Below are 19,740 nucleotides of genomic sequence, written 5' to 3' on the forward strand. Positions count from 1 at the left end.
AGTGATGTCCGCCCAGCCCCGGGTCGGTATCGTGTCGCGTAACAATGGACTGCAAGTGTAATGTAAGGTACATTACAGTCAACACTTGTTTCCTTGGAGAGGGAATTTGATGATTAATGAGGAGGTTAGCCGCGGCAAGGCTGCGTGCGCGACCCCCGATCGCCGTCTGGAACGGCGACGCGCGATGATCGAGGCGGCCGAGTCGCTGTTCCTGGAACAGGGCTATGACACCACCAGCCTCGCCGCGATCGTGAAGCGATCCGGGGGATCGCTGGCGACCTTGTACGAACTGTTCGGCAACAAGCAGGGATTGCTTCGCGCGATCATCGAGCTTCGCGACGAGCAGGATCGCTGCCCCGGCTATGGCGAAGACTGCGCGACGAAAAAGCCGAGCGAATTGCTTCGCGGCTATGCGCATCGTCTCTACGCGCATGTCACCAGCAAGCGCGCGATTGCGCTGAAGCGGATCGTCATCACCGAAGCGCTCCGCGACCCCGACTTCGCGCGGACGCTGTACGAGGACATTCACCTTCCGTCGGTGCGCGAACTCGCTGACATCCTCCGTGCCCTCGACGAACAGGGTAAGGCGAACATCGACGATCCGATGGCCGCCGCCGGCTTATTCTTCGCGATCGTCATGTCCGACGCCCAGATGCGGGCGCTCGTGGAAGGGGACGATGGACTGCTCGATCCCGCCGCGCTCGACTGGCGGCTGAAACCGTTCCTGTCCTACTTCGAAATCGACTGACCGATCAGAAGATGGCGCGGCCGCTCTGCCATAACATGTAGGCGGCGACTGCGAAGATCAGCGTGGCGAAGATCGTCCCAAGGTGACCCGATCCCGATAGCCGCTTCGCCGCGCGCGTACCGGCGAGGCTGCCGAGGAGACCCCCGACGATGAAGACGCCCGCGAGGACCCAGTCGACCAGGCCCGAGAAGGCGTAATTGGCCGCGGTCGTGAGGCCAAAAGCGGTCACGGCGACCAAGCTCGTCCCGACCGCGTTGATCATCGGCATCCCGGTCGAAGCGATCAGGCCCGGCACGATCAGGAAGCCGCCGCCGATCCCGAAGAAACCGGAAAATCCCCCCGTGCCCAGGCCATAGCCAAGCACCTTCGGCGCATTTTGCCGGTCGCATTCCGCGCCCTCGTCACCCACCGCCTTGCGACGGCGCAGCATCAGGATGCCGACGACGATCATCACGATCGCGAACAAAGACAGCAGTCGTTGTCCGTCGAACGCCTTGCCGGCGGTTGAGCCCAAGAAGGCCCCGGCCACGCCGGCCGCGGCGTAGGTCAGGCCGCAGCGCCACTTCACCGTCCCGTGCTTGGCGTGATTGACCAGACCCATCGCTGCATTCGCCGCGACCGCAAGTGCGCTCGTGCCGATCGCCACGTGCGGGTTCGACACGCCGACCAGATACACCATCAACGGCACGGCCAGGATCGATCCGCCGCCGCCCACCAAGCCGAGCGTAAAGCCGACCAGCACCCCCGAGAAAGCGCCGAGCGGCAGGTGGAGTGTGTCGATCATGGGAGCCTTCCTGTAGGATGCGGGATCAGGAAATCTGGTCGGATGGCAGCGAAAGGCGCGCGCGGAACGGCTCGAGGTCGTACCCTTCCTTGGCGGCGATCTCGATGCGTTCGTCGACGGTCAGGCTCGCCTGGTTGGCGAGCGCCCACAGCAAGGCCGATCGTGTCCCAGTGCGGCAGAAGGCAGCAATCGGCCATGGCAGGCGGTCAAGTGCCTTGCTGAACGCCGTGACGTCGCCATCGGTGATCGCACCGGCCACCACCGGAATGTGCACGGCCTCCATGCCGCGCGCGGTGGCCGCGGCCTTGATTGCGTTCCACTCGGGCTGGTCTTCAGTCTCGCCTTCGGGTCGATTGCTGATGATCGAGCGATAGCCGCGATCGGCGAGTTCCGCGATGTCCGCCACTTCGGGCTGGGGCAGGACGCTGACGTTGGGGGTAAGAATGGCAATTTTCATTGGTCAGGCTCCTTGAAGCTTTGGCCGATCCGAAGCGGATGGCAGGAAATTGTACAGCGCCATTCCCGCGAGCATGGCGGCGAGAAACGGAAGGACGGCGAGCGGCGACAGCGCGAGCGAGGCGACGGCGGGTCCAGGGCAAAGCCCGGCAATCCCCCAGCCGATGCCGAACAGCGCCGACCCGGCGATCAGTCGGCCATCGACATCGCGGCGATCGGGGAGCGAGAACTTCTCGCCGAACAATGGGCGTTTCATGCGCGGCTGAATCCGCCAGGCGATCGCCATGACGATCACCGCGCCGCCCATGACGAACGCCAGCGTCGGATCCCATTGCCCGAAGACATCGAGGAATCCGCGGACTCGCGCCGGATCGGTCATCCCCGATAGGGTCAGACCGGCGCCGAAAAGCCCGCCCGGGATGACGGGCGGCACGAGCGTGCGGGCGAGGCTCATGACAGCGCTCCCATGACGGCGACCGTCGCGATGCCGGCGGCAATGAAGGTGGCGGTGGCGAGCATCGAGCGCTGCGACAGTCGGCTGACGCCGCACACGCCGTGACCGCTTGTACAGCCGCTTCCCATCCGCGTCCCGAAGCCGACGAGCAGGCCAGGGATGACCAGCACTGGCCAAGGCGCAAACTCGGAAGGAGCGAGCCCCAGCGCCAGCGAAACGATGAATGCGCCGAGTGGCAGACCGGCAAGGAAGCCCCAAGCGCTGGACATCGACATATCGCCGTGACTGATCCGGGTCGCGCGGGCAGCGATGCCCGACACACCCGCGATGCGGCCAGCGCCCAGCAACATCATCGCGGCGGCAAGGCCGATCATGATCCCGCCGACAAGGCCGTGAAGTGGCTGGGCGTCGGGAAAGGCTGCCCAGGTCATAGCTTGTTCACCGGCAATTTGAGGTAGCTTGCGCCGTCGTCTTCGGGCTCGGGCAGGCGCCCGCCGCGCATGTTCACCTGCAAGGACGGAAGAATGAGCTTGGGCATCGCCAGCGTCGCGTCGCGCTGTGTGCGCATCGCCACGAAGTCATCCTCACTGACGCCTTGATGGATGTGAACGTTTGCGGTTCGCTCGGCGAGCATGGTGGTTTCCCACACAAAGTCGTCGCGGTTGGGCGCCTTGTAATCGTGGCACAGAAAGACGCGCGTCTCGTCGGGAAGCTGCATCAGGCGGCGTACCGAGCGATACAATTGGCGCGCATCGCCACCGGGGAAGTCGGCGCGAGCCGATCCGTAATCCGGCATGAACATGGTGTCGCCCGTGAAGAGCGCATCCCCGACGACATAGGCCATGTCGGCCGGTGTATGGCCGGGCACGTGAAGCGCGATCAGCGGGACGTCGCCGATCATCAACACGTCGCCGTCGTCAAGCAACCGATCGAACTGCGATCCGTCGCGCGCGAATTCGGTGCCTTCGTTGAAGATCTTGCCGAAGACGCCTTGGACCGTGACGATCTCCCGCCCGATCGCGAGCTTTCCGCCCAGCTTTTCCTGCAAATAAGGCGCGGCGGACAAATGATCCGCATGGGCGTGAGTCTCGAGGATCCACTCGACCGACAAGCCTTCGCTCTCGACGTAGGCGATGATCGCATGGGCGGAATCGAAGCTGGTACGCCCCGACGCCTGGTCGAAGTTCCACACGCTGTCGATGATCGCGGCTTGCTTTGTCGCCGGGTCGCTGACGACGTAGCTAACGGTGAAAGTCGGCTCGTCGAAGAAGGCCTTGACCAACGGACCGCGCGCCTCGCCCGCAACGACTGCCTGGACCTGTTCGATGGCGCGTTGGAGGGACGGGTCAGTCATGCTTTTCTCCATTCGATTCATCCACGCCTAGCGCGGGGCAATAGAGGTCGTGGAGCGTGCCAAGCAGGGTCAGCACCTTGTCGTCGGCGACGCGGTAGAAGACCGTCTGCGCTTCCTTGCGCGTGGCGACGAGACCCTCGGCGCGGAGCTTTGCGAGATGCTGCGACAAGGCGGACTGGCTCAGCCCGATCCGCTCGACTAGCTCGCCCACAGACATCTCGCCCGCCTCGCTCAAATAGCAAAGGATGAGCAAACGTCCCTCGTGCGCGATCGACTTGAGCACCGACACCGCGACGGCCGCCTGACCGGCGAAGCGAGAAAGATCATCCTGCATCCGACTCTCCAAAAGAGAATACTAAATTAGAAAGTTCTAACTCAATGTCAAGGATGCCCATCGCGAGATGGAGCACAGCTGGTGGCGGACCATTGATTAACCCCGATGCCGTATTAGACATGTCGCGGTGACGCGGAGGGGGTTGCGTGTTCGACAAGTTGCAATTGCTTCGCCGCGGCCGGATGCGATTCCGGTTCGAGCCCAGCGCCGAACATCGCGTCGAGATCTTCGAGCGACCAGCGGACGAGCTTTCGTCCCCCGACTTGGCAAAGCTGATTGAATCCTGCCGCGCCGTGGCCCGCTCCTGCCTGGGTGGACGCGATCTCCACTACGGCCTGTTTGACGAGGGCGGCGACGCCCTCCGTGGGAGTGTCATCACGCTCGTGACGCGCGTCGCCGACAACAAGCCGGTGGCGTTCAATGCGATGCCGATTCTAGAGGTCCGGGAGGGCGGACAAGACCGGCAACTGGTTCACCTTGGCCTGGTCATGGTCGATCCCCAAGAACGGAGCGGCGGCCTGTCGTGGATCCTCTATGGCTTGACCTGCTTCGCCATGTTCGTCCGCGGCCGCATGCGACCGCTTTGGGTCAGCAGCGTCACGCAGGTTCCGGCGGTGGTCGGAATGGTCGCCGATACCTTCAGCAACGTTTTCCCCGGGCAGGAAGGCACTGGGCAAAGCTTCGCTCACCGTCACTTCGCGCATCAGATCATGCAGTCGCACCGCGATGCATTCGGCGTCGGCCCGGACGCCGGGTTTGTGCTCGAGCGGCAGGTCATCACCGATGCGTACACTGGCGGTTCCGACAATCTGAAGAAGAGCTTCGCCGTCGCCGCAAAGCACCGGGACGATTCCTACAATGACTTTTGCCAACGCGAGCTGGATTACGAGCGCGGCGACGACGTGCTGCAGATCGGGGTGATCGACCTTGCCGCGGGGCAGCGCTTTCTAATGCGCAGCGTGCCGAGGCACGCGCTTCCGCGGTTGCTGGTTCGCGCGGCGGTCCTGCTGACCGCGGCGATCGTTTCCCCCTTGCTGCAATGGCTCGATCCCTCGACCCCCCTCGACCGCCTGAGGCCTGCCCGATGACCATGTTCGACTATGCCGAGATGACCACCCGAAACCGCGGCTTCGTCACGCCCGAGGAGCAGCAACGCCTGCGCGAGGCTTGCGTTTTCGTCCCCGGGGTCGGCGGCATGGGCGGCGCCGCGGTGATGGCGCTTCTCCGCGCGGGCGTGGGCAAATTGATCATTGCCGACATCGACACGTTCGAAACGTCGAACCTCAATCGTCAGCTGTTCAGCTACGCCGAGACGATCGGTCGCCCCAAGGCCGAAGCAGTCCGCGATCTTGCCCTGACGATCAATCCGACGCTGGAAGTCGAAGTGCTCGGCGGCGAGTGGGTGGAAGAGCTCGACCGTATTCTCCCGGCTTCGTCGGTCGCGATCAACGGCACCGATGACGCGGCTGCTGGAGCGCAGCTTTATCGGAAAGCGCGGACACATCGGCGCATTCTGATCGATGCCTACGCCGCGCCGTTGCCGTCGGTCACTGTCGTGCGCCCCGACGATCCGCGCATCGAAGAGCGCTTGTCCTATCCGACGATCGGGGTCGACTGGACGTCGATCGACCGCGACATGGCGACCGAATGCCTGATGCGCGAAATCGAATATGTGCTGACCCATTCGTCGAGCCACAAATATGTCGACCTCGATGTGGCGGCGGAGGTCGCGCAGGGAAAGAGGTCGCGCTTCTCCTTTTCAACCATGGTGACCGAGGCTGGCACGATGATGGCGGAGGAGGCGATCCGCGTGATCCTTGATCGTCCGGGAGGAACGGACAATCGCGGCTATTTCTTCAATCCGCACGCGGTCCGCGTCGAGCGCCCGTTGCCCGCGCCGATCGCCTTCTTCAAACGCGCGATCGTCCGCCGCTTTATGAAGAAACTGATGGGATGACGACCGCGGTCGCGCTCAACCTGGTGGCGCTCGTTGCGATGCTCGTCGCGCGGTCGGGGGTGGCCGTGTCAGATCGACATTCCGCGGTGAGCGATCACCTTCGTGCTCTATATGGCGCGACAGCGGCGCTGATGGCATTTCGTCTTCTGGCAACGGCGGTCCCCGCGACTGCTCCGCTGGTCATGGTCGTTGCCGCGTGGCTCCCCTTTCTGCTGCTTCGCCTGGTCGAGGAAATGGTCCGGCGGCATGCACCGCGGTCGTTGAAATTGCTCGTGCTTGTTGGTGCCATCGCGTTCAGCGTGCTTGCGCTGACGCTTGGCCTTGTCTGGGGTGGCCTCGCCATCGGGCTGCTTGCCGCCTTTCACCTGCTTAGCGTGTTCGGTGCCATCGTCTTGCTCCTCAGGGACGATGCCAGGATTTCGCTTGGCGAGCGGCGGGCCGCGATCCTCCTAGCCGTCGCCCTCGGATCGGCGATCCTGCTTGCGACGACCGATTTCCAGCGGTTGTTTCCCGATCTCGAGGTGCGGGGCGGGCCGTTTGCGGTCCTTCTTCTCTTGCTCGCCACGTCACGCCTCGCGACCGGTAGGGGAAGCGTTGGGTACCTCATGTTCGACTGCCTCGTCACCTTGCTTGCCGGAAGCTTGGTTTATGGGCTGGCGGTATCGCAAGGTTGGCCTGGGGCGCTGTCGATCGCGGCAGTGACCACCGCGCTGACCGCGCTGGCGATCGCGATCGAGCGTTTCGTCGGCCTTCGCGCTCAGGAGAATAATTTGCTCGGCGCATTGGCCCGGGCCGACCGGGGCCGCAGCGACCTTCTTGCAGCGCATCCCCTGCTTCAACAAGGCCGGATCGTCCCTGAGTCAGACTTCGCCGATTATCCGGAGGTCGAGCGCAGATTGTTTGAGGGGCAAGAACTGATCAGCTTCGACGCGGCGGACCGCGAAGGCAGCGACGGCGCCGCCATGCGCGATCTTCTCCATCGCCACGCCGCGACGCACATGATCCGACTGTCGCCTAACCCGCTGACTTTTCTGGCGATCTCCGCCGACGGCTTCGCCCAGGACAGCCTCGACGACGATCTTGTCATTGCGGCACGACTGATCGAGGCAGCGACATGACGGTGACGTTGACCGAGGGAGACCGCGACGCCTTCTTTGAAACGCCGTTCGAGGCTTACGGTCCAGACGTGGGCTATGTTTCGCCGCTGAAAAGCGACGTGATGCGGATGCTCGACCCGGCGAAGAACCCGCTGTGGACCGCCGGCAATCCGTTCCGCTTCTGGGTTGCGCGTCGTGACGGGCGCCTGGTCGGTCGGATCATCGCCCACCGCCATGGCGCATCGAACGAGCGCCACGGTTGGACGCGGATGCAATTCGGTTTTTTCGATTGCGCCAACGACCCAGAGGCAGCCACGGCGCTGCTCGGCGCCGCGGAAGAATTCGCGCGCGAAGACGGGCAGAATGAACTCGTCGGCAATTTCAATCTGACCGCCATGCAGCAAGGCGGCGTGATGACCGGAGGGTTCGGCCCCGGCGCCTACACCGACATGGTGGTCGGTCCGCGCCATCTTCCCGACCTGCTCGAAGCCAACGGCTTCACGCGCTTTTTCCCAATGCGGACGTTTGAGATCGACCTTGCGTCGGCCAACCTCCCCGATCAGGCGCCGACGCAGGCGGACGGCTATGCCTTCGCCCCGATCGAGAAGAGCAATTTCCCGCAGCGCATGGAAGAATCGCGCGCGGTGCTGAACGACGGGTTCGCAGAAAACCCGATGTTCGTCCCGCTGACCGAGGCGGAATTCACGTTCCAGGCGGGCGAGATGATGTCGATCCTCGACCCGCGCCTGTCGTCGGTCCTGCTACACGACGGTCGGCCGGTCGGGACGATCATCTGCATTCCCGACCTCAACGGATTTCTTGCCGCCACCCGTTCGAGGATCGGACTCCTGACGCCGTTCCACTACCTTCGATATCGGCTAAATCGGCGACGGGCGGTTATCATCTTCTATTCGGTGGTAGGCGAACACCAAGGCCGCGGATTGATGGGAGCGATGCTGGCGCGGACCGTCGGCGCGCTTCGATCGGCGGGCTATCGAACGCTTGGCGTGACATGGATCGCGGATAGCAACGCCGCCAGTCTGCGGCAGGTCGAAAAGCTCGGCGGTCGACCGCTGCATCACCTCCACCTTTACCGGAAGGATGTGCGTTGACCGACCCAGCGCTGCTTCGCCGTCTCGTCGGCGCGACGGTCCACGCGCCGAGCGTCCACAACGTCCAGCCCGCACGCTGGCGGATCGAACAGGACTCGGTTCTTTTGTTCGAGGATCGTTCGCGGCGGTTGAGGGTTGGCGACCCTCGCGGCAACGACGCGGCAATCAGCCTTGGTGCGTCGGCGGAAGCCTTCATCCTCGCCGCCAGCGCGGACGGTCGCGCTGTAGCGGTCGAACGGCACGACTTGCCGCCGCCACGAGATGTTCTGGAACCCGTTGCGCGCCTTCGGCTGTCCGGGAAGCGCGAGCCCGATCCGCTTGCCGCCTTCCTCTCGACGCGCGAGTCGTGGCGCGGTGATTTCCAGCCGCCGACGCGTGAGGACCGTTCATCCGTCCAGCGCCTTGCCGCCGACGACGTGACGATCATCGTCGATCCCTCCACGCTAAAGCGGATCGGAAAGCAATTCGATCGGGCAAGCTACGGCTATCTTCGCCACCGCGATTACCGCGCCGAGTTTCGCGGGTGGATGCGCCTGTCCAGAAGCCATCCCCGGTGGTCGACCGATGGTCTGAATGCCGAGGCGATGTCCCTGTCGCCAGTCGAGGCATTCGCCGCCAGTCAGGTGCTTGGATGGCTGTTTCCAATCCTCGATCGTATCGGCCTTGCCCCAGCTCTGGTGTCCGAGGGCAAAAAGGTCGCAGGGGCCGCAGGCGTCCTGCTTTTTCACCGTCCTGTTCACGAGGACCCGTTCGACAGCGGGCGCCGCTTCCTTCGCCTGTGGCTGGAAATCGAAAAGATCGGGATGGGCGCCGCGGTATTGGCGGCGCTGGCCGACAATCGCTCGGTCGCCGCCGACCTCGCCAGCAGCCATTCGTTTCCGAAAGACTACCGGCTCGTGTCGGCGTTCCGGGTCGGCAGGCGCGTCGGCAAATCCTATCCGCGTGCCCGCATGCCGGTCGACGATTTGCTCGTTTAAAGCCGCTTCAGAAATTCAATCAGCGCGCGCCGCTGGTCAGGGGTTAGATTTTCGCCGTAGCGGTGGCCGCTATTGGCACGGCCCGCCTTGCGCGTGTCGTACCAGACCGGTGCTGACGTGGGCCGGCTTGCCGCAGGGTATCGCCCATCTGCCGCTAACCGGATGCCGCCGCTTTCGAAATCGAGGGAATGGCCTCCGACCATGAACCGCTGCGGGCGTCGCTCCGGGTCGAGCAGGGCCGCCAGCGTCGGCACCGATCCATTGTGTAGATAAGGCGCGGTGCTCCACACGCCCGCTAGCGGCGGCGCGGCATATCCGCGGCCCGTTCGAACGCTGATCAGGTCGCGGTAGGACGATGCGCGTACGGCCTTCGCGAGCGGTTCGTCGAACAGCCTTGCCCGAAGCGGATCGGTCCCGACATCGCCGATCCAGTTGGGAAAGGCCGCCAGGACCGGACGCCCGCCGCGCTCGCGATACGAACCATGGCACGACGCACATTGGCGTTCGTAGAGCCCTGAACCCCGTTCAGCCGCGGGGCGGTCGCTCGTCCCGGGAAACGGCTGCAGGCGAAGGTCTTTCAGCCAAGTGAAAATCGCCTCGCTTTCGTCCAGGGCGCCGATTGCTTTTTCAGGGCGCACGCCCATGCTCGGCACGGTGAAAAAGGTCGTGATCGCCGCCAGTTCGCGCAGGTGGGCAGGATCGATCTGTGGCGCCACGGTCGGCCCCGACCGCGCATCCGGTGGCGCGTATGCTCCATCGGCAAGGAAGGAGGTGCGCCATACCCGATCGGCAAGGCCGGGAATCGACACGGCGCCATCATCCTGCGGTCCGCCCCCCGCCAGTGGGGTACCGAGCCGAGCTTTCAGCGCCGCCACGCCATTGGTCAGCCCGGGCGAGCCGTTGGGAAACGGCATGGGCCGATTTTGGTGGGCCAGCGCCGACATTCGCCGCTGGACCAGCGGAAAGACCGGCCATCGCAGGGTGAGACGCTCGCGCTGCCCCATGTCCGGGAAAAGGGTGCCGGCCGCGGCTAGGAGATCGTCGCGACGATGACGGCGAAGGGCGATGAAGATCGCTTGCGTGTATGCCTCCAGATCAAGACCGCTGTTTGGTGCACCGAGTACCGCGACGTCCGGTCGCGGACGGCCGCTGGCATCGTAGGCCATGCCGGCATGGCAGGCGGCGCAGCCGATATTTGCGACCTCGACGCTGCTGCCGCCCAGCGGGGCGAGCATGCCGTGGGTCATGCCCAGCGGAAATGCCGACGGTGGCACCGAAACGCCCGGCGGCAGGTTGGCGATGGCACTGGGAAAGAGAAAGCCGAAGCGGGTCAGGACTCGTCGAAGCGTGGCCTGGTCGATCGCCGATGTCGGATCGCGGCGGCGTTCGTCGAGAACCAGCGCGGCTGCCGCCAGTTTCCACGGGATCGCCGAGCTTTCGAGCGCTTCGGTCGAGATCCCGCCGAACCCCGAACCAATGAATGCCGCCGCGCCCTTGGCCTGCGCGGGAGCGCCGGAAGCAAGTGCAGGTTGTGCGGCAGACGGCGCCTCTGGCCGCGCGGTGAGCCACGACAGGAACGCCAACCCTGCGATGACGAGTGCAAGGGCACCAACGACCCGCCAGCGATGCTTGATCATGTCGCCACGGTGCGGGAAGGCCGGACAATCGGCAACTGCAAAGCGCGATGGAGAAAGCGCGGCAATGCTGAAGTGGTGACCCCTACGGGAATCGAACCCGTGTTTTCGCCGTGAGAGGGCGACGTCCTAACCGCTAGACGAAGGGGCCGCGGCGCATGGCGCTGAGCGGCGACCCTATGCGGCGACGGCGACCGCTAGTCAATCAGGCCCGGCGCGTTACCGCGCTCGACAGGCCATCGACCTCTTTCAGAAAATCCATGCAGATCGTCGCGATGCGAGGTCCGCTGCGGCCGTCGCCAAAGGGGAGTGACGGCGTGGCCATGGCAGCGAGCGCGGCGCGGTCGGAGCGGAGTCGCGACACTTCGGCGACGATGCGGTCGCGGTCGGTCCCGACCAGCAGGCTCGATCCCGCGGCAATCCCCTCGGGTCGCTCGGTGCGGCCGCGCATGACGAGCAGCGGGATGCCGAGCGCGGGCGCTTCTTCCTGCATGCCGCCGGAATCGGAGAGGATCAGGTCGGCGTCGAGCATCGCGCGGATCATCGCGGGATGCGACAAAGGTGCGACGAGTCGGATCGAGGTCTTGTCGCCCAGCAGGCGCCACATCGCCTCGGTAACCGCGGGATTGGGATGAAGCAGCAGGTCGACGGTGACGCCCATGTCGGCAATCTCGCGAAGGGCTGACGCGATCTGCGCCAATCCCTCGCCCCACGATTCGCGGCGGTGGCAGGTCGCCAGCAAGCGGAAGCCGCGGCGGGGGATCCAGTTTCGACGGCGTGCGACCGGCAGGATCCCCGTAATCGCTGCGAGCGAATCGATGCCGCTGTTGCCGGTGACGAAGATGGCACCGTCGACTTGCTCTTCTGTAAGGTTGCGGGCGTTGTCGTCGGTCGGCGCGAAGAGGAGGTCGGAGAGGCGGTCGATCGCGACGCGGTTACCTTCCTCGGGCCACGGCTGGTGAAAGTCGAAGCTACGCAAGCCCGCCTCGACATGGCCGAGCGGGATTCGCTCGGCATGCGCCGCCTGTGCGCCGCCGAGCGCGCTCGACGTGTCGCCCTGAACCAGGACAAGATCGGGCGGATCGAGCCGCAGCACTCGCCGAAGCGCGGAGCGGACCAGTTCGGCGTGGAGCATCGGGTCGGTCTGGCCCGGGCAGGAGAGGGGCAAGGCGTCAAAGTCCTGCAGCCCGTGCTGGTTCAGTTCCAGTCCCGGATGCTGGCCGGTGATGTAGAGGCGCGGCCATTCGCCCATCCCGGCAAGCGCATGCGCGACCGGGGCGAGCTTGATGGCTTCAGGACGTGTTCCGACGACAAGCGCGATACGTGACTGGCGCAGTATTCCCCCTCATTCGGCGTCGGGAGAGTGCCTTAGCGTCACTATGGTGGCAAGTCGGTCTGTTACCGACTGACCTTTAACGGAAATTATCCGCGTAGGCCTGTAGCTTCAGCGCCACAGGCGGCGCGGGGACGAGGTGGATCTCAAGTCCCTTGCGCTTCGCATAGGCGATCGCCTCATCTTTCGTCGGGAAGGTCAGCTTTACCTGCGTGTTGGTGTCGCCCGATCCGGCCCAGCCGGTCAGCGGGTCGGGACGCAGCGCCACGGTGCGCTCATATTCGAGCGTCCACAGGCCGGTCTTGGCCTTCCCCGACTGGGTAGTCTTGCGCTGTTCTTCGGTGATGCGGGCGATGGGCATGAGCATGCGATTGGCCGAAGCGGACGGGCGAATCAAGAGCCTGCTCGTTTAGTGCGGAGCGTCGGCGGCGCGGCGGCAGGGTCGTCGGGCCAAGGGTGGCGCGGATAGCGGCCACGCATTTCCTTCGCGACCTCGCGCCAACTGCCGGCCCAGAAGGCGGGCAGGTCGCGCGTCGTCTGGATCGGGCGGTGCGCGGGGCTGGTGATCGCGATCGTCAACGGGACGCGGCCGTCGGCGACCGCCGGATGCCTGGCGAGACCGAACAGCGCCTGCGCGCGGACTTCGACGGTCGGGCCTCCAGCTGCCTGATAGTCGATCGGGTGGCTCGATCCGGCGGGCGAGGCGAAGTGGCTCGGCGCAAGGCGGTCGATGGTGCGTGCCGCCTGATAGCCGAGCAGTCCGTCGAGCGCCCCGCGCAGCGCGGAAGGGCCCATCGCGTCGAGCCGGCGCTGACCGGCAAGGAGCGGCGCAAGCCACTCGTCGAGAGATGCGAGTAATGCGTCATCGTCGAGCGACGGGATCGACGGATCGTCCGTCGCCGCGAATGCGGCCCGGGCTCGCAGGGCGATGGAGGCGTCACCCCAATCGAGCAGCGACAGGCCATGACGGCGAACCGCGTCGAGCAGGCCTGCTTCCACCGTCGCCGCGTCGGGCTTCGGATCGGGCGCGGCGGACAGGCGCACCGCGCCGAGCCTGCGCCCCTTGCGCGCGGTCATGGTCGCGGTGGCGGGGTCGAAGCGGACTTCGCTCCATGGTTCGATGCGATCCCCGAACAGCGTTTCGATGTCGGCAAGGTCGATCGCGGCGGCGGAAAGGATGCGCGCGCCCGAGGCCGCGCCCGCGACCTCGCCGACCGCGAGCCATTCGCTCCGGGCGAGCGGCGAGGTGGGATCGAGCCGGAAGCCGCGACCGCCGACCGACTGCCAATGTTCGCCCGTCGAATCGCGGCGTCGCGACAGGCGGTCAGGGAAGGCGAGCGCGAGCGCGCCGGCGAGGTCCTGCCGGTCGGACGAGCCGGTGCGCGCCCAACGGTCGGCCATGCCCCGCGCAGCCTCGGCGCGGGGGCCGCGCTCATTCTTCCAGCGGCGGAGGCGAATTTCGAGATCAGGGTCGTTGCCGCCGAGCCCTCGCTCGGTCAGCAACGCAGCAACCTCTGCCGCGGAACGCGCGAAGCCACGCGCGCCCGCTTCGATCATCATGTGGGCGAGGCGTGGCTCCAGCGGCCAGCCGGCAATGGCGCGGCCGTGGTCGGTCAGCCGACCGTCGGCGTCGAGCGCGCCGATGCGCGTCAGCCGGTCGCGGGCCTCGGCAAGCGCGGGGGCGGGCGGCGGGTCGAGGAAGGGAAGGCGCGTCGGGTCGGCCTCTCCCCAGGTGAGGCAGGTCAGCAAAAGGCTCGACAGGTCGGCCTCGAGGATTTCGGGCGGGTCGTGCGCAGGGAGCGCGGCGGTGGCGGCTTCCTCCCACAAGCGGACGGCGACGCCCGGACCCTGCCGCGCGGCGCGACCCGCGCGCTGGGTCGCGGCGGCGCGGCTGGCGCGTTCGGTGACGAGGCGGGTCAGCCCGGCACCGCGATCGTAGCGCGGACGGCGCGCAAGCCCGCTGTCGACGACGATGCGGACGTCGTCGAGCGTCAGGCTGGTTTCGGCGATGGCGGAGGCGAGGACCAGCTTGCGCGTTCCGGGCGCGGGCGGGGCGAGCGCTGCGCGCTGCGCGGCCGGATCGACCTGCCCATGCAGGCGGTGAAGCACGACGCCGGGGGGCAGGGCGCCAAGTGCGTCGGCGGTGCGCTCGATCTCCGCGACACCGGGCAGAAAGGCGAGCAGCGAGCCTTCATATGCCCCAATAGCGCGGCGGATCGCGGCGGCCATTTGCGGTTCGATGCGCTGGCCCGCGTCGCGGCCCTCGTGGACCAGGGTCAGCGGGAAGCTCTTGCCCTCGCTCTCAATGCTCGGCGGATTACCGAGCAGGCGAGCGAACCGTGCTCCGTCGAGTGTCGCCGACATGGCGAGGATCCGAAGGTCGGGGCGGAGCGCCGACGCGGCGTCGAGGGTGAGCGCGAGCGCGAGATCGCTGTCGAGACTGCGTTCGTGAACTTCGTCGAACAGCACCGCGGAGACGCCGCCGAGCTCGGGATCGGCCTGCAATCGGGCGAGGAAGACGCCGTGGGTCATCGCCACTAGGCGGGTGGCCCTGCCGACCTTGCTGTCGAGGCGCGTGGCATAGCCGATCGTCTCGCCCGCGCGCTGCCCAAGCTCGCGCGCCATATATTCGGCGGCGGCGCGCGCGGCGAGACGGCGGGGAACGAGGAGTAAGACCTGGCCGCTGCACCATGGCTGATCGAGCAGCGCGCGCCCGACCCGCGTCGTCTTGCCCGCGCCCGGCGGCGCCATCAGCAAGGCCCGAGGCCCGTCGCGAAGCGCGTCGAGCAGGTCGGGCAGAACCGACTCGATCGGGAGGATGGACGTCGTCATTCGGCGCGGAAGTTGGCGCTACGTCGGCGTGAAACTCGTCCCTTCACAGGTTTTGCGGATCGGCATCGAAAACAAATGGCGCGCGGGTGCCGGAACTGCATTCAATGCCTCTGGCAGATTAGACGAAAGTAGGACAGCCCGAACGTTTGCTAACCGTGGAAAGCGGACGTTTGCGGCACGGACCTGAGTGACCGCTTTTCTGACTGAAAGCACTGGGTCCGCCTTTGAGATTGAGAAAGCGGAAGCAGACGTTCGCTGCGGCCCAACTTACACCAAAGGGGCCAGCAAATGTCCGAACTTCACTGCGGACTATCATTGTTTCTATGGCGCCTCGCGTCTCGTATTGCGGTCCGGCCCCGAAGTCGAAGTCGATCTCGTTCGGTCACTGCCCATTTGACTGCGGCCGTTGCAAGACTGAGTGGAAGCGAGATGCCCACTAAGATGGCTGCCACCCATTGGCCGACTGTGCTAGGCGGCCAGGATAATCCTGCGGAGGGGCCGATTCCTGCCATAATCGGGATCAGCACGATGGTGGCGACAAGACCGATGATGATCCGCGGCCAAGTCGTCCGTTCGACTAGCATGATGAAAGCGCCAGTCCGGCCAAGACGCTCACCTACTTGCTTGCGGTTGCTCCAACCCTGGGTCGGCATGTTCCACGCCCACCGCAAAGCGGCAGCATAAAGAAGGCCGAACGACGCCAGTGAGGCGACAAGCAAAACGACTTTCCCGAACGCGCCTGGAATGATGAGGTTGATTGCGGCCCCGCCCAAGACGAAGGTAGCCAATGCGGCACGCTTTGTATTCCGGGTCGTGCGGACAAAGCGATCGATTGCGCGCTGACGCTCGGAGTCCGAAACTTCCACTGGCACGCCACGCCGGCGATGCCGGTAAACAAGCATTCCCTCCTCCCACCTGAACTGCGCATCATAAAGCAGGCGGAGATTTTCGTCGGTCATATCTGCTGGTTAGCCGTCGCAAGCAGCCGCGCAAGGACGTCCGCATATGGCGTGTTCGAATCCTTTCAGGACAGGATGCACCTAGTGGCTAGCGAAGACCTTGGTCTTGCCGTCGGTGCCGATCAGCATCGTCTTGTACGGCTCGCGGTGGTCGCCATGCTCCATGCCGGGCGAGCCCATCGGCATGCCAGCGACCGCGATACCGCGCGCCTTGGGCTTTTGCGCAAGGAGGCGCTTGATGTCCGAGGCGGGGACGTGGCCTTCGACGACATAGCCGCCGACCATCGTCGTGTGACAGCTGCGCTGAGCGTCGGGGATGCCGGCCTTCGCCTTGACCGCGGCCATGTCCTGCGTTTCCACCACCTTGGTCGTGAAGCCGTTCTTCTGAACATGCTCGATCCACTTGGCGCAGCAACCACAAGTCGGCGACTTGTACACCGTCATCGTCGCAGCGTGCGCGGCGGAGCCGATGAAAAAGGTGGCGAGGGCGATGGTGTGGAGAAGGGTCTTGCGCATGCGAAAAGTCCTAAACCCGGGAAGATGAACCGCAGTTTAGCGGATCAGTAGGCGCGTGCCACCGCGAATTCGACCGCTTCGACCATTGCCGCCTTGGCCCGGCCAGCGGGGAAGGGGGCGAGCGCGTCGATCGCGCGGCGACCGTAGTGACGCGCGCGCTCCATCGTGTCGTCGAGCGCGCCGGTGTCGCGGATGAGGCGCGTGGCATGGACGAGGTCTTCGTCGGACGAACGGTCGCCCTGCATCGCCGCCTTCCAGAAGGCGCGGTCCTCCTCGCTGCCGCGGGCGTGAGCGAGGATGACCGGGAGGGTGACCTTGCCGTCGCGGAAATCGTCGCCCTGGCCCTTGCCCATCGTCGCGGCGTCGGACGCATAGTCGATCGCGTCGTCGACCAGTTGAAAGGCGACGCCCAAGTTGCGGCCGTAGGAATCGAGCGCTTCCTCGGCATCCTCGCCGGCTTCGGCGACGACCGGGGCGATGCGACAGGCGGCGGCGAACAATGCCGCGGTCTTGGCGTGGATGATCTGGAGATATTGCTCCTCGCTCGTCTCGACCCGGCGCTGCGCGGTCAATTGCTCGACCTCGCCCTCGGCGATCACGGCGGAGGCGTGGCTAAGGATCTTGAGCACCTTGAGGCTGCCGTCCTCGACCATCAGTTCGAACGAGCGGCTGAACAGGAAATCGCCGACGAGGACGCTGGCGGGGTTGCCCCAGATGAGGTTGGCGGTGCGCTTGCCACGGCGCATCTCGCTAAGATCGACGACGTCGTCGTGAAGCAGCGTCGCGGTGTGGATGAACTCGACCGCGGCGGCGAGGCGGTGGTGGCGCGTGCCGGGGTAGTCGAGCAGCGCGGCGCTTGCCAGCGTCAGCATCGGTCGCATCCGCTTGCCACCGCCGGCGATCAAGTGGCCGGCAAGCTCGGGGATCAGCGCGGCCTTCGACTGCATCCGCGTAACGATGACCTGGTTGACCGCGTTCATGTCGGCAGCGGTGAGGGCGATGATCGGGTCGAGCGACGGTGCGCTCTTCTCGCCGAGGTGGTGGACGGTGGCGGTCATGGTGGCGGGGGCCTTAGCGGGCTCAAGCAGCGCGGGGAAGCGAAAGGGTGACGAGCAGGCCGCCGAGGTCTTCGCTTTCGCCTAGCGAAACGCTGCCGCCGTAAATCTCGGCGACGTCGCGGACGATCGCGAGGCCAAGGCCGGTGCCGGGCTTGCCGGTGGTGTCGAGGCGCTTGCCGCGCACGAACAGTTCCTCCCGCTGCGCCTGCGCGATGCCCGCGCCATCGTCCTCGATCAGGATCGAGACCTTGCCGTCCTGCAGCGGCTCGACGGTGACGAACACGCGGCCGCCACCATATTTCGCGGCGTTTTCGACCAGGTTGCCGAGCATTTCGTCGAGGTCCTGCCGTTCGACGCGAACCTGGACGTTGCGGTCGCCGGCAATGTCGATCGTGACCTTTCCGTAGAGCGTCGAGACCGCACGCTCGACCGCTTCGACGCTGGCCCAGACGCGGGTGCGTGCCTGCGCCGAGGCTCGGCGGCCGATGGCGCGGGCGCGGGCGAGGTGGTGGTCGACCTGCCGCCGCATCACCAGCGCTTCGCGGATCACGGTGGAGTCGAGGTCGGGCGCATGCGCGGTGGCGGCGTTGGTGATGACGGTCAGCGGGGTCTTGAGCGCATGGGCGAGATTGCCGGCATGGCGGCGCGCCTCCTCGGCCTGCGCCTCACTGTGGGCGAGCAGGTCGTTAATCTCGTCGACCAGCGGGTTGATCTCCTGCGGGAAGTCGTCGGCGATGCGGGTCTGCGTCCCGCTGCGGATCGCGGCGACTTCGCGCCGGACGCGGCGGAGCGGCCATAGTCCGTAGAAGGCTTGGAGCGCCGCAAGAATCAAGAGGCCGAGGCCGAGCACCGCGAAGCTGCGGGTCAGCGTGGTTCGAAGTTCGAGGATCTGCCCGTCGATGACCTCGCGCGACTGGGCGACCTGGAAGCGCCAGCGCACCTCGGATCCTGGCAGGATCACGTCGCGCTCAAGGATGCGGAGCGGCTCGTCGGGAAATTCGAAGCTGTCGCGCTTGTGGAGGTCGGTGTCTCGGTGCGGCAGATTGGGTTGAAGTTGGCGATCCCACAGCGAGCGCGAAGGAAAGGTCTCCTGCCCCTCGCCGGAAATCTGGAAGTAGGCGCCGGAGTAAGGTTCGAGGAAGCGCTGGTCGGCGAGGGGGCGATTGAAGCGCACGCCGTCGGGCCCGATCTCCGACGCGGCGATCATCGCATTGAGGACATATTCGAGCTGGCTGTCGAAATTGTCGACGATCGAGCGCGTCAGCACGCGGTCGAGCGCGAAGCCGCCGACCAGCAGCAGAAAGCCGATCCAGATCGCGGCGATCCCGATCATGCGCTGCGTCAGCGACCCGCGTCCGCGGCGCCGCTTGGGAGGCTTCACCAGCTCCGTCGACCCGCCGGCCCCGGCGAGGGGGGAGGCGGCGCCGTCGTTCAAGCCGCGCCTTCCTCCAGGCTGTAGCCGAGCCCGCGGATGGTCGTGATGACGTCCGCGCCCAGCTTCTTGCGGATGCGGGTGACAAACACCTCGATCGTGTTCGAATCGCGGTCGAAGTCCTGATCGTAGATGTGCTCGATCAGCTCGGTGCGGCTGACGACCTTGCCCTTGTGATGCATCAGATAGCTCAGCAGCTTATATTCCTGCGCGGTCAGCTTGACCGGCTCGCCGCCCTTCGAGACCTTGCCCGACCGCGTGTCGAGGCGGATGTCGCCCGCGATCAATTCGGACGAGGCATTGCCGGAAGCGCGGCGGATCAGCGCGCGCAGGCGGGCGATCAGTTCCTCGGTCTGGAAGGGCTTCGCCAGATAGTCGTCGGCACCAGCGTCGAGGCCGGCGACCTTGTCGGACCAGCTGTCGCGCGCGGTGAGGACCAGGACGGGCATGCGCTTGCCCTCCTTGCGCCAGCGATCGAGCACGGTGAGACCGTCGACTTCGGGCAGGCCGAGGTCGAGCACGACCGCATCGTAATTTTCGGTCGAGCCGAGATAATGACCGTCCTCGCCGTCGGTCGCGAGGTCGACGGCATAGCCCGCCCCCTCAAGCGTCGAGCGGAGCTGGCGGCCAAGATTGGGTTCGTCCTCGACAATGAGCACGCGCATGTTGGGTCCCCTGAAAAACGATTTCGCTACATGAACAC

Annotated in this window: 21 protein-coding genes and 1 tRNA gene; 6 read left to right on the forward strand and 16 right to left on the reverse strand. The window is 65.7% G+C overall.

What is annotated here, in order from left to right; all coding sequences use genetic code 11:
* Positions 1 to 109 precede the first annotated feature (109 nt).
* Positions 110 to 748 (forward strand): TetR/AcrR family transcriptional regulator, encoded by a 639-nt coding sequence (locus SH584_RS10675; protein ID WP_324806967.1) that lies wholly within the window; start codon positions 110 to 112, stop codon positions 746 to 748.
* A gap of 4 nt (positions 749 to 752) precedes the next feature.
* On the opposite strand, the gene SH584_RS10680 is transcribed toward SH584_RS10675, so the two are convergent.
* The 6 genes from SH584_RS10680 to SH584_RS10705 are packed head-to-tail and all read right to left on the reverse strand — an operon-like array spanning position 753 to position 4,130.
* Positions 753 to 1,532: a sulfite exporter TauE/SafE family protein gene (locus SH584_RS10680; RefSeq protein WP_324806969.1), complete on the reverse strand. Its 780-nt coding sequence runs from the start codon at positions 1,530 to 1,532 to the stop codon at positions 753 to 755.
* Between the two features lie 25 nt (positions 1,533 to 1,557).
* Positions 1,558 to 1,989 (reverse strand): protein tyrosine phosphatase family protein, encoded by a 432-nt coding sequence (locus tag SH584_RS10685; protein ID WP_324806970.1) that lies wholly within the window; start codon positions 1,987 to 1,989, stop codon positions 1,558 to 1,560.
* Positions 1,990 to 1,992: 3 nt separating this feature from the next.
* Positions 1,993 to 2,442, reverse strand: a complete 450-nt coding sequence (locus SH584_RS10690) for a YeeE/YedE family protein (protein ID WP_324806972.1) — start codon at positions 2,440 to 2,442, stop codon at positions 1,993 to 1,995.
* Entirely contained in the window at positions 2,439 to 2,873 is a 435-nt protein-coding gene (locus SH584_RS10695; protein ID WP_324806974.1) for a YeeE/YedE family protein, read from the reverse strand. The genes SH584_RS10690 and SH584_RS10695 overlap by 4 nt, the downstream gene beginning before the upstream one ends.
* A complete protein-coding gene (locus SH584_RS10700; protein ID WP_324806976.1) occupies positions 2,870 to 3,796 on the reverse strand; it encodes an MBL fold metallo-hydrolase in 927 nt (308 codons plus the stop codon). Before SH584_RS10700 ends, SH584_RS10695 begins: the two co-directional genes overlap by 4 nt.
* Positions 3,789 to 4,130: an ArsR/SmtB family transcription factor gene (locus tag SH584_RS10705; RefSeq protein ID WP_324806978.1), complete on the reverse strand. Its 342-nt coding sequence runs from the start codon at positions 4,128 to 4,130 to the stop codon at positions 3,789 to 3,791. The genes SH584_RS10700 and SH584_RS10705 overlap by 8 nt, the downstream gene beginning before the upstream one ends.
* 146 nt (positions 4,131 to 4,276) lie before the next feature.
* Between SH584_RS10705 and SH584_RS10710 the strand changes: the two genes are divergently transcribed.
* From SH584_RS10710 to SH584_RS10730, 5 genes are read left to right on the forward strand one after another with little or no spacing between them, the layout of a single operon-like run.
* Positions 4,277 to 5,218 carry a hypothetical protein gene (locus tag SH584_RS10710; RefSeq protein WP_324806980.1) on the forward strand — a complete coding sequence of 314 codons (942 nt, stop codon included), beginning with the start codon at positions 4,277 to 4,279 and terminating at the stop codon, positions 5,216 to 5,218.
* Positions 5,215 to 6,087 carry a HesA/MoeB/ThiF family protein gene (locus tag SH584_RS10715; protein WP_324806982.1) on the forward strand — a complete coding sequence of 291 codons (873 nt, stop codon included), beginning with the start codon at positions 5,215 to 5,217 and terminating at the stop codon, positions 6,085 to 6,087. The genes SH584_RS10710 and SH584_RS10715 overlap by 4 nt, the downstream gene beginning before the upstream one ends.
* Positions 6,084 to 7,205 carry a hypothetical protein gene (locus tag SH584_RS10720; RefSeq protein WP_324806984.1) on the forward strand — a complete coding sequence of 374 codons (1,122 nt, stop codon included), beginning with the start codon at positions 6,084 to 6,086 and terminating at the stop codon, positions 7,203 to 7,205. The genes SH584_RS10715 and SH584_RS10720 overlap by 4 nt, the downstream gene beginning before the upstream one ends.
* A complete protein-coding gene (locus SH584_RS10725) occupies positions 7,202 to 8,296 on the forward strand; it encodes a GNAT family N-acetyltransferase (RefSeq protein ID WP_324806986.1) in 1,095 nt (364 codons plus the stop codon). Before SH584_RS10720 ends, SH584_RS10725 begins: the two co-directional genes overlap by 4 nt.
* Entirely contained in the window at positions 8,293 to 9,273 is a 981-nt protein-coding gene (locus tag SH584_RS10730; protein WP_324806988.1) for a nitroreductase family protein, read from the forward strand. The genes SH584_RS10725 and SH584_RS10730 overlap by 4 nt, the downstream gene beginning before the upstream one ends.
* Here the strand turns inward: SH584_RS10730 and SH584_RS10735 are convergent.
* From SH584_RS10735 to SH584_RS10780, 10 genes are all read right to left on the reverse strand, one after another.
* Positions 9,270 to 10,910: a c-type cytochrome gene (locus SH584_RS10735; RefSeq protein ID WP_324806990.1), complete on the reverse strand. Its 1,641-nt coding sequence runs from the start codon at positions 10,908 to 10,910 to the stop codon at positions 9,270 to 9,272. The genes SH584_RS10730 and SH584_RS10735 overlap by 4 nt on opposite strands.
* A 73-nt stretch (positions 10,911 to 10,983) precedes the next feature.
* A tRNA-Glu gene (locus SH584_RS10740) sits at positions 10,984 to 11,058 on the reverse strand.
* 54 nt (positions 11,059 to 11,112) lie between these two features.
* Positions 11,113 to 12,246 carry a non-hydrolyzing UDP-N-acetylglucosamine 2-epimerase gene (gene wecB / locus SH584_RS10745; RefSeq protein WP_324809559.1) on the reverse strand — a complete coding sequence of 378 codons (1,134 nt, stop codon included), beginning with the start codon at positions 12,244 to 12,246 and terminating at the stop codon, positions 11,113 to 11,115.
* Positions 12,247 to 12,319: 73 nt separating this feature from the next.
* Positions 12,320 to 12,601, reverse strand: a complete 282-nt coding sequence (locus SH584_RS10750) for an NADH dehydrogenase ubiquinone Fe-S protein 4 (protein ID WP_324806992.1) — start codon at positions 12,599 to 12,601, stop codon at positions 12,320 to 12,322.
* 32 nt (positions 12,602 to 12,633) lie between these two features.
* Entirely contained in the window at positions 12,634 to 15,072 is a 2,439-nt protein-coding gene (gene hrpB / locus SH584_RS10755; protein WP_324806993.1) for an ATP-dependent helicase HrpB, read from the reverse strand.
* Between the two features lie 299 nt (positions 15,073 to 15,371).
* Complete coding sequence (locus SH584_RS10760; protein WP_324806995.1) at positions 15,372 to 16,031, reverse strand: hypothetical protein; 660 nt, start codon at positions 16,029 to 16,031, stop codon at positions 15,372 to 15,374.
* 81 nt (positions 16,032 to 16,112) lie between these two features.
* On the reverse strand, positions 16,113 to 16,547 hold the full coding sequence (locus SH584_RS10765; protein ID WP_322841149.1) for a DUF411 domain-containing protein: 435 nt from the start codon (positions 16,545 to 16,547) through the stop codon (positions 16,113 to 16,115).
* Between the two features lie 44 nt (positions 16,548 to 16,591).
* Positions 16,592 to 17,605 (reverse strand): polyprenyl synthetase family protein, encoded by a 1,014-nt coding sequence (locus SH584_RS10770; RefSeq protein WP_324806998.1) that lies wholly within the window; start codon positions 17,603 to 17,605, stop codon positions 16,592 to 16,594.
* Positions 17,606 to 17,627: 22 nt separating this feature from the next.
* The gene (locus SH584_RS10775) at positions 17,628 to 18,938 is read right to left on the reverse strand and encodes a sensor histidine kinase (RefSeq protein WP_324809560.1); all 1,311 of its coding nucleotides are present in this window, start codon (positions 18,936 to 18,938) and stop codon (positions 17,628 to 17,630) included.
* A 98-nt stretch (positions 18,939 to 19,036) separates the two neighbouring features.
* Positions 19,037 to 19,702, reverse strand: a complete 666-nt coding sequence (locus SH584_RS10780) for a response regulator transcription factor (RefSeq protein ID WP_322841147.1) — start codon at positions 19,700 to 19,702, stop codon at positions 19,037 to 19,039.
* Positions 19,703 to 19,740: the final 38 nt, after the last annotated feature.

It is taken from the genome of Sphingomonas sp. LY29 (assembly GCF_035593985.1).
Classification (GTDB): Bacteria; Pseudomonadota; Alphaproteobacteria; order Sphingomonadales; family Sphingomonadaceae; genus Sphingomicrobium.

Coding starts and splice junctions, on each gene's coding strand:
- SH584_RS10760 (WP_324806995.1), bottom strand. CDS start 16,031: ATGACCGACGAAAATCTCCGCCTGCTTTATGATGCGCAGTTCAGGTGG.
- SH584_RS10750 (WP_324806992.1), bottom strand. CDS start 12,601: ATGCCCATCGCCCGCATCACCGAAGAACAGCGCAAGACTACCCAGTCG.
- SH584_RS10780 (WP_322841147.1), bottom strand. CDS start 19,702: ATGCGCGTGCTCATTGTCGAGGACGAACCCAATCTTGGCCGCCAGCTC.
- SH584_RS10695 (WP_324806974.1), bottom strand. CDS start 2,873: ATGACCTGGGCAGCCTTTCCCGACGCCCAGCCACTTCACGGCCTTGTC.
- SH584_RS10685 (WP_324806970.1), bottom strand. CDS start 1,989: ATGAAAATTGCCATTCTTACCCCCAACGTCAGCGTCCTGCCCCAGCCC.
- SH584_RS10690 (WP_324806972.1), bottom strand. CDS start 2,442: ATGAGCCTCGCCCGCACGCTCGTGCCGCCCGTCATCCCGGGCGGGCTT.
- hrpB (WP_324806993.1), bottom strand. CDS start 15,072: ATGACGACGTCCATCCTCCCGATCGAGTCGGTTCTGCCCGACCTGCTC.
- SH584_RS10705 (WP_324806978.1), bottom strand. CDS start 4,130: ATGCAGGATGATCTTTCTCGCTTCGCCGGTCAGGCGGCCGTCGCGGTG.
- SH584_RS10770 (WP_324806998.1), bottom strand. CDS start 17,605: ATGACCGCCACCGTCCACCACCTCGGCGAGAAGAGCGCACCGTCGCTC.
- SH584_RS10715 (WP_324806982.1), top strand. CDS start 5,215: ATGACCATGTTCGACTATGCCGAGATGACCACCCGAAACCGCGGCTTC.
- SH584_RS10675 (WP_324806967.1), top strand. CDS start 110: ATGATTAATGAGGAGGTTAGCCGCGGCAAGGCTGCGTGCGCGACCCCC.
- SH584_RS10680 (WP_324806969.1), bottom strand. CDS start 1,532: ATGATCGACACACTCCACCTGCCGCTCGGCGCTTTCTCGGGGGTGCTG.
- SH584_RS10735 (WP_324806990.1), bottom strand. CDS start 10,910: ATGATCAAGCATCGCTGGCGGGTCGTTGGTGCCCTTGCACTCGTCATC.
- SH584_RS10725 (WP_324806986.1), top strand. CDS start 7,202: ATGACGGTGACGTTGACCGAGGGAGACCGCGACGCCTTCTTTGAAACG.
- SH584_RS10775 (WP_324809560.1), bottom strand. CDS start 18,938: ATGATCGGGATCGCCGCGATCTGGATCGGCTTTCTGCTGCTGGTCGGC.
- SH584_RS10720 (WP_324806984.1), top strand. CDS start 6,084: ATGACGACCGCGGTCGCGCTCAACCTGGTGGCGCTCGTTGCGATGCTC.
- SH584_RS10700 (WP_324806976.1), bottom strand. CDS start 3,796: ATGACTGACCCGTCCCTCCAACGCGCCATCGAACAGGTCCAGGCAGTC.
- SH584_RS10765 (WP_322841149.1), bottom strand. CDS start 16,547: ATGCGCAAGACCCTTCTCCACACCATCGCCCTCGCCACCTTTTTCATC.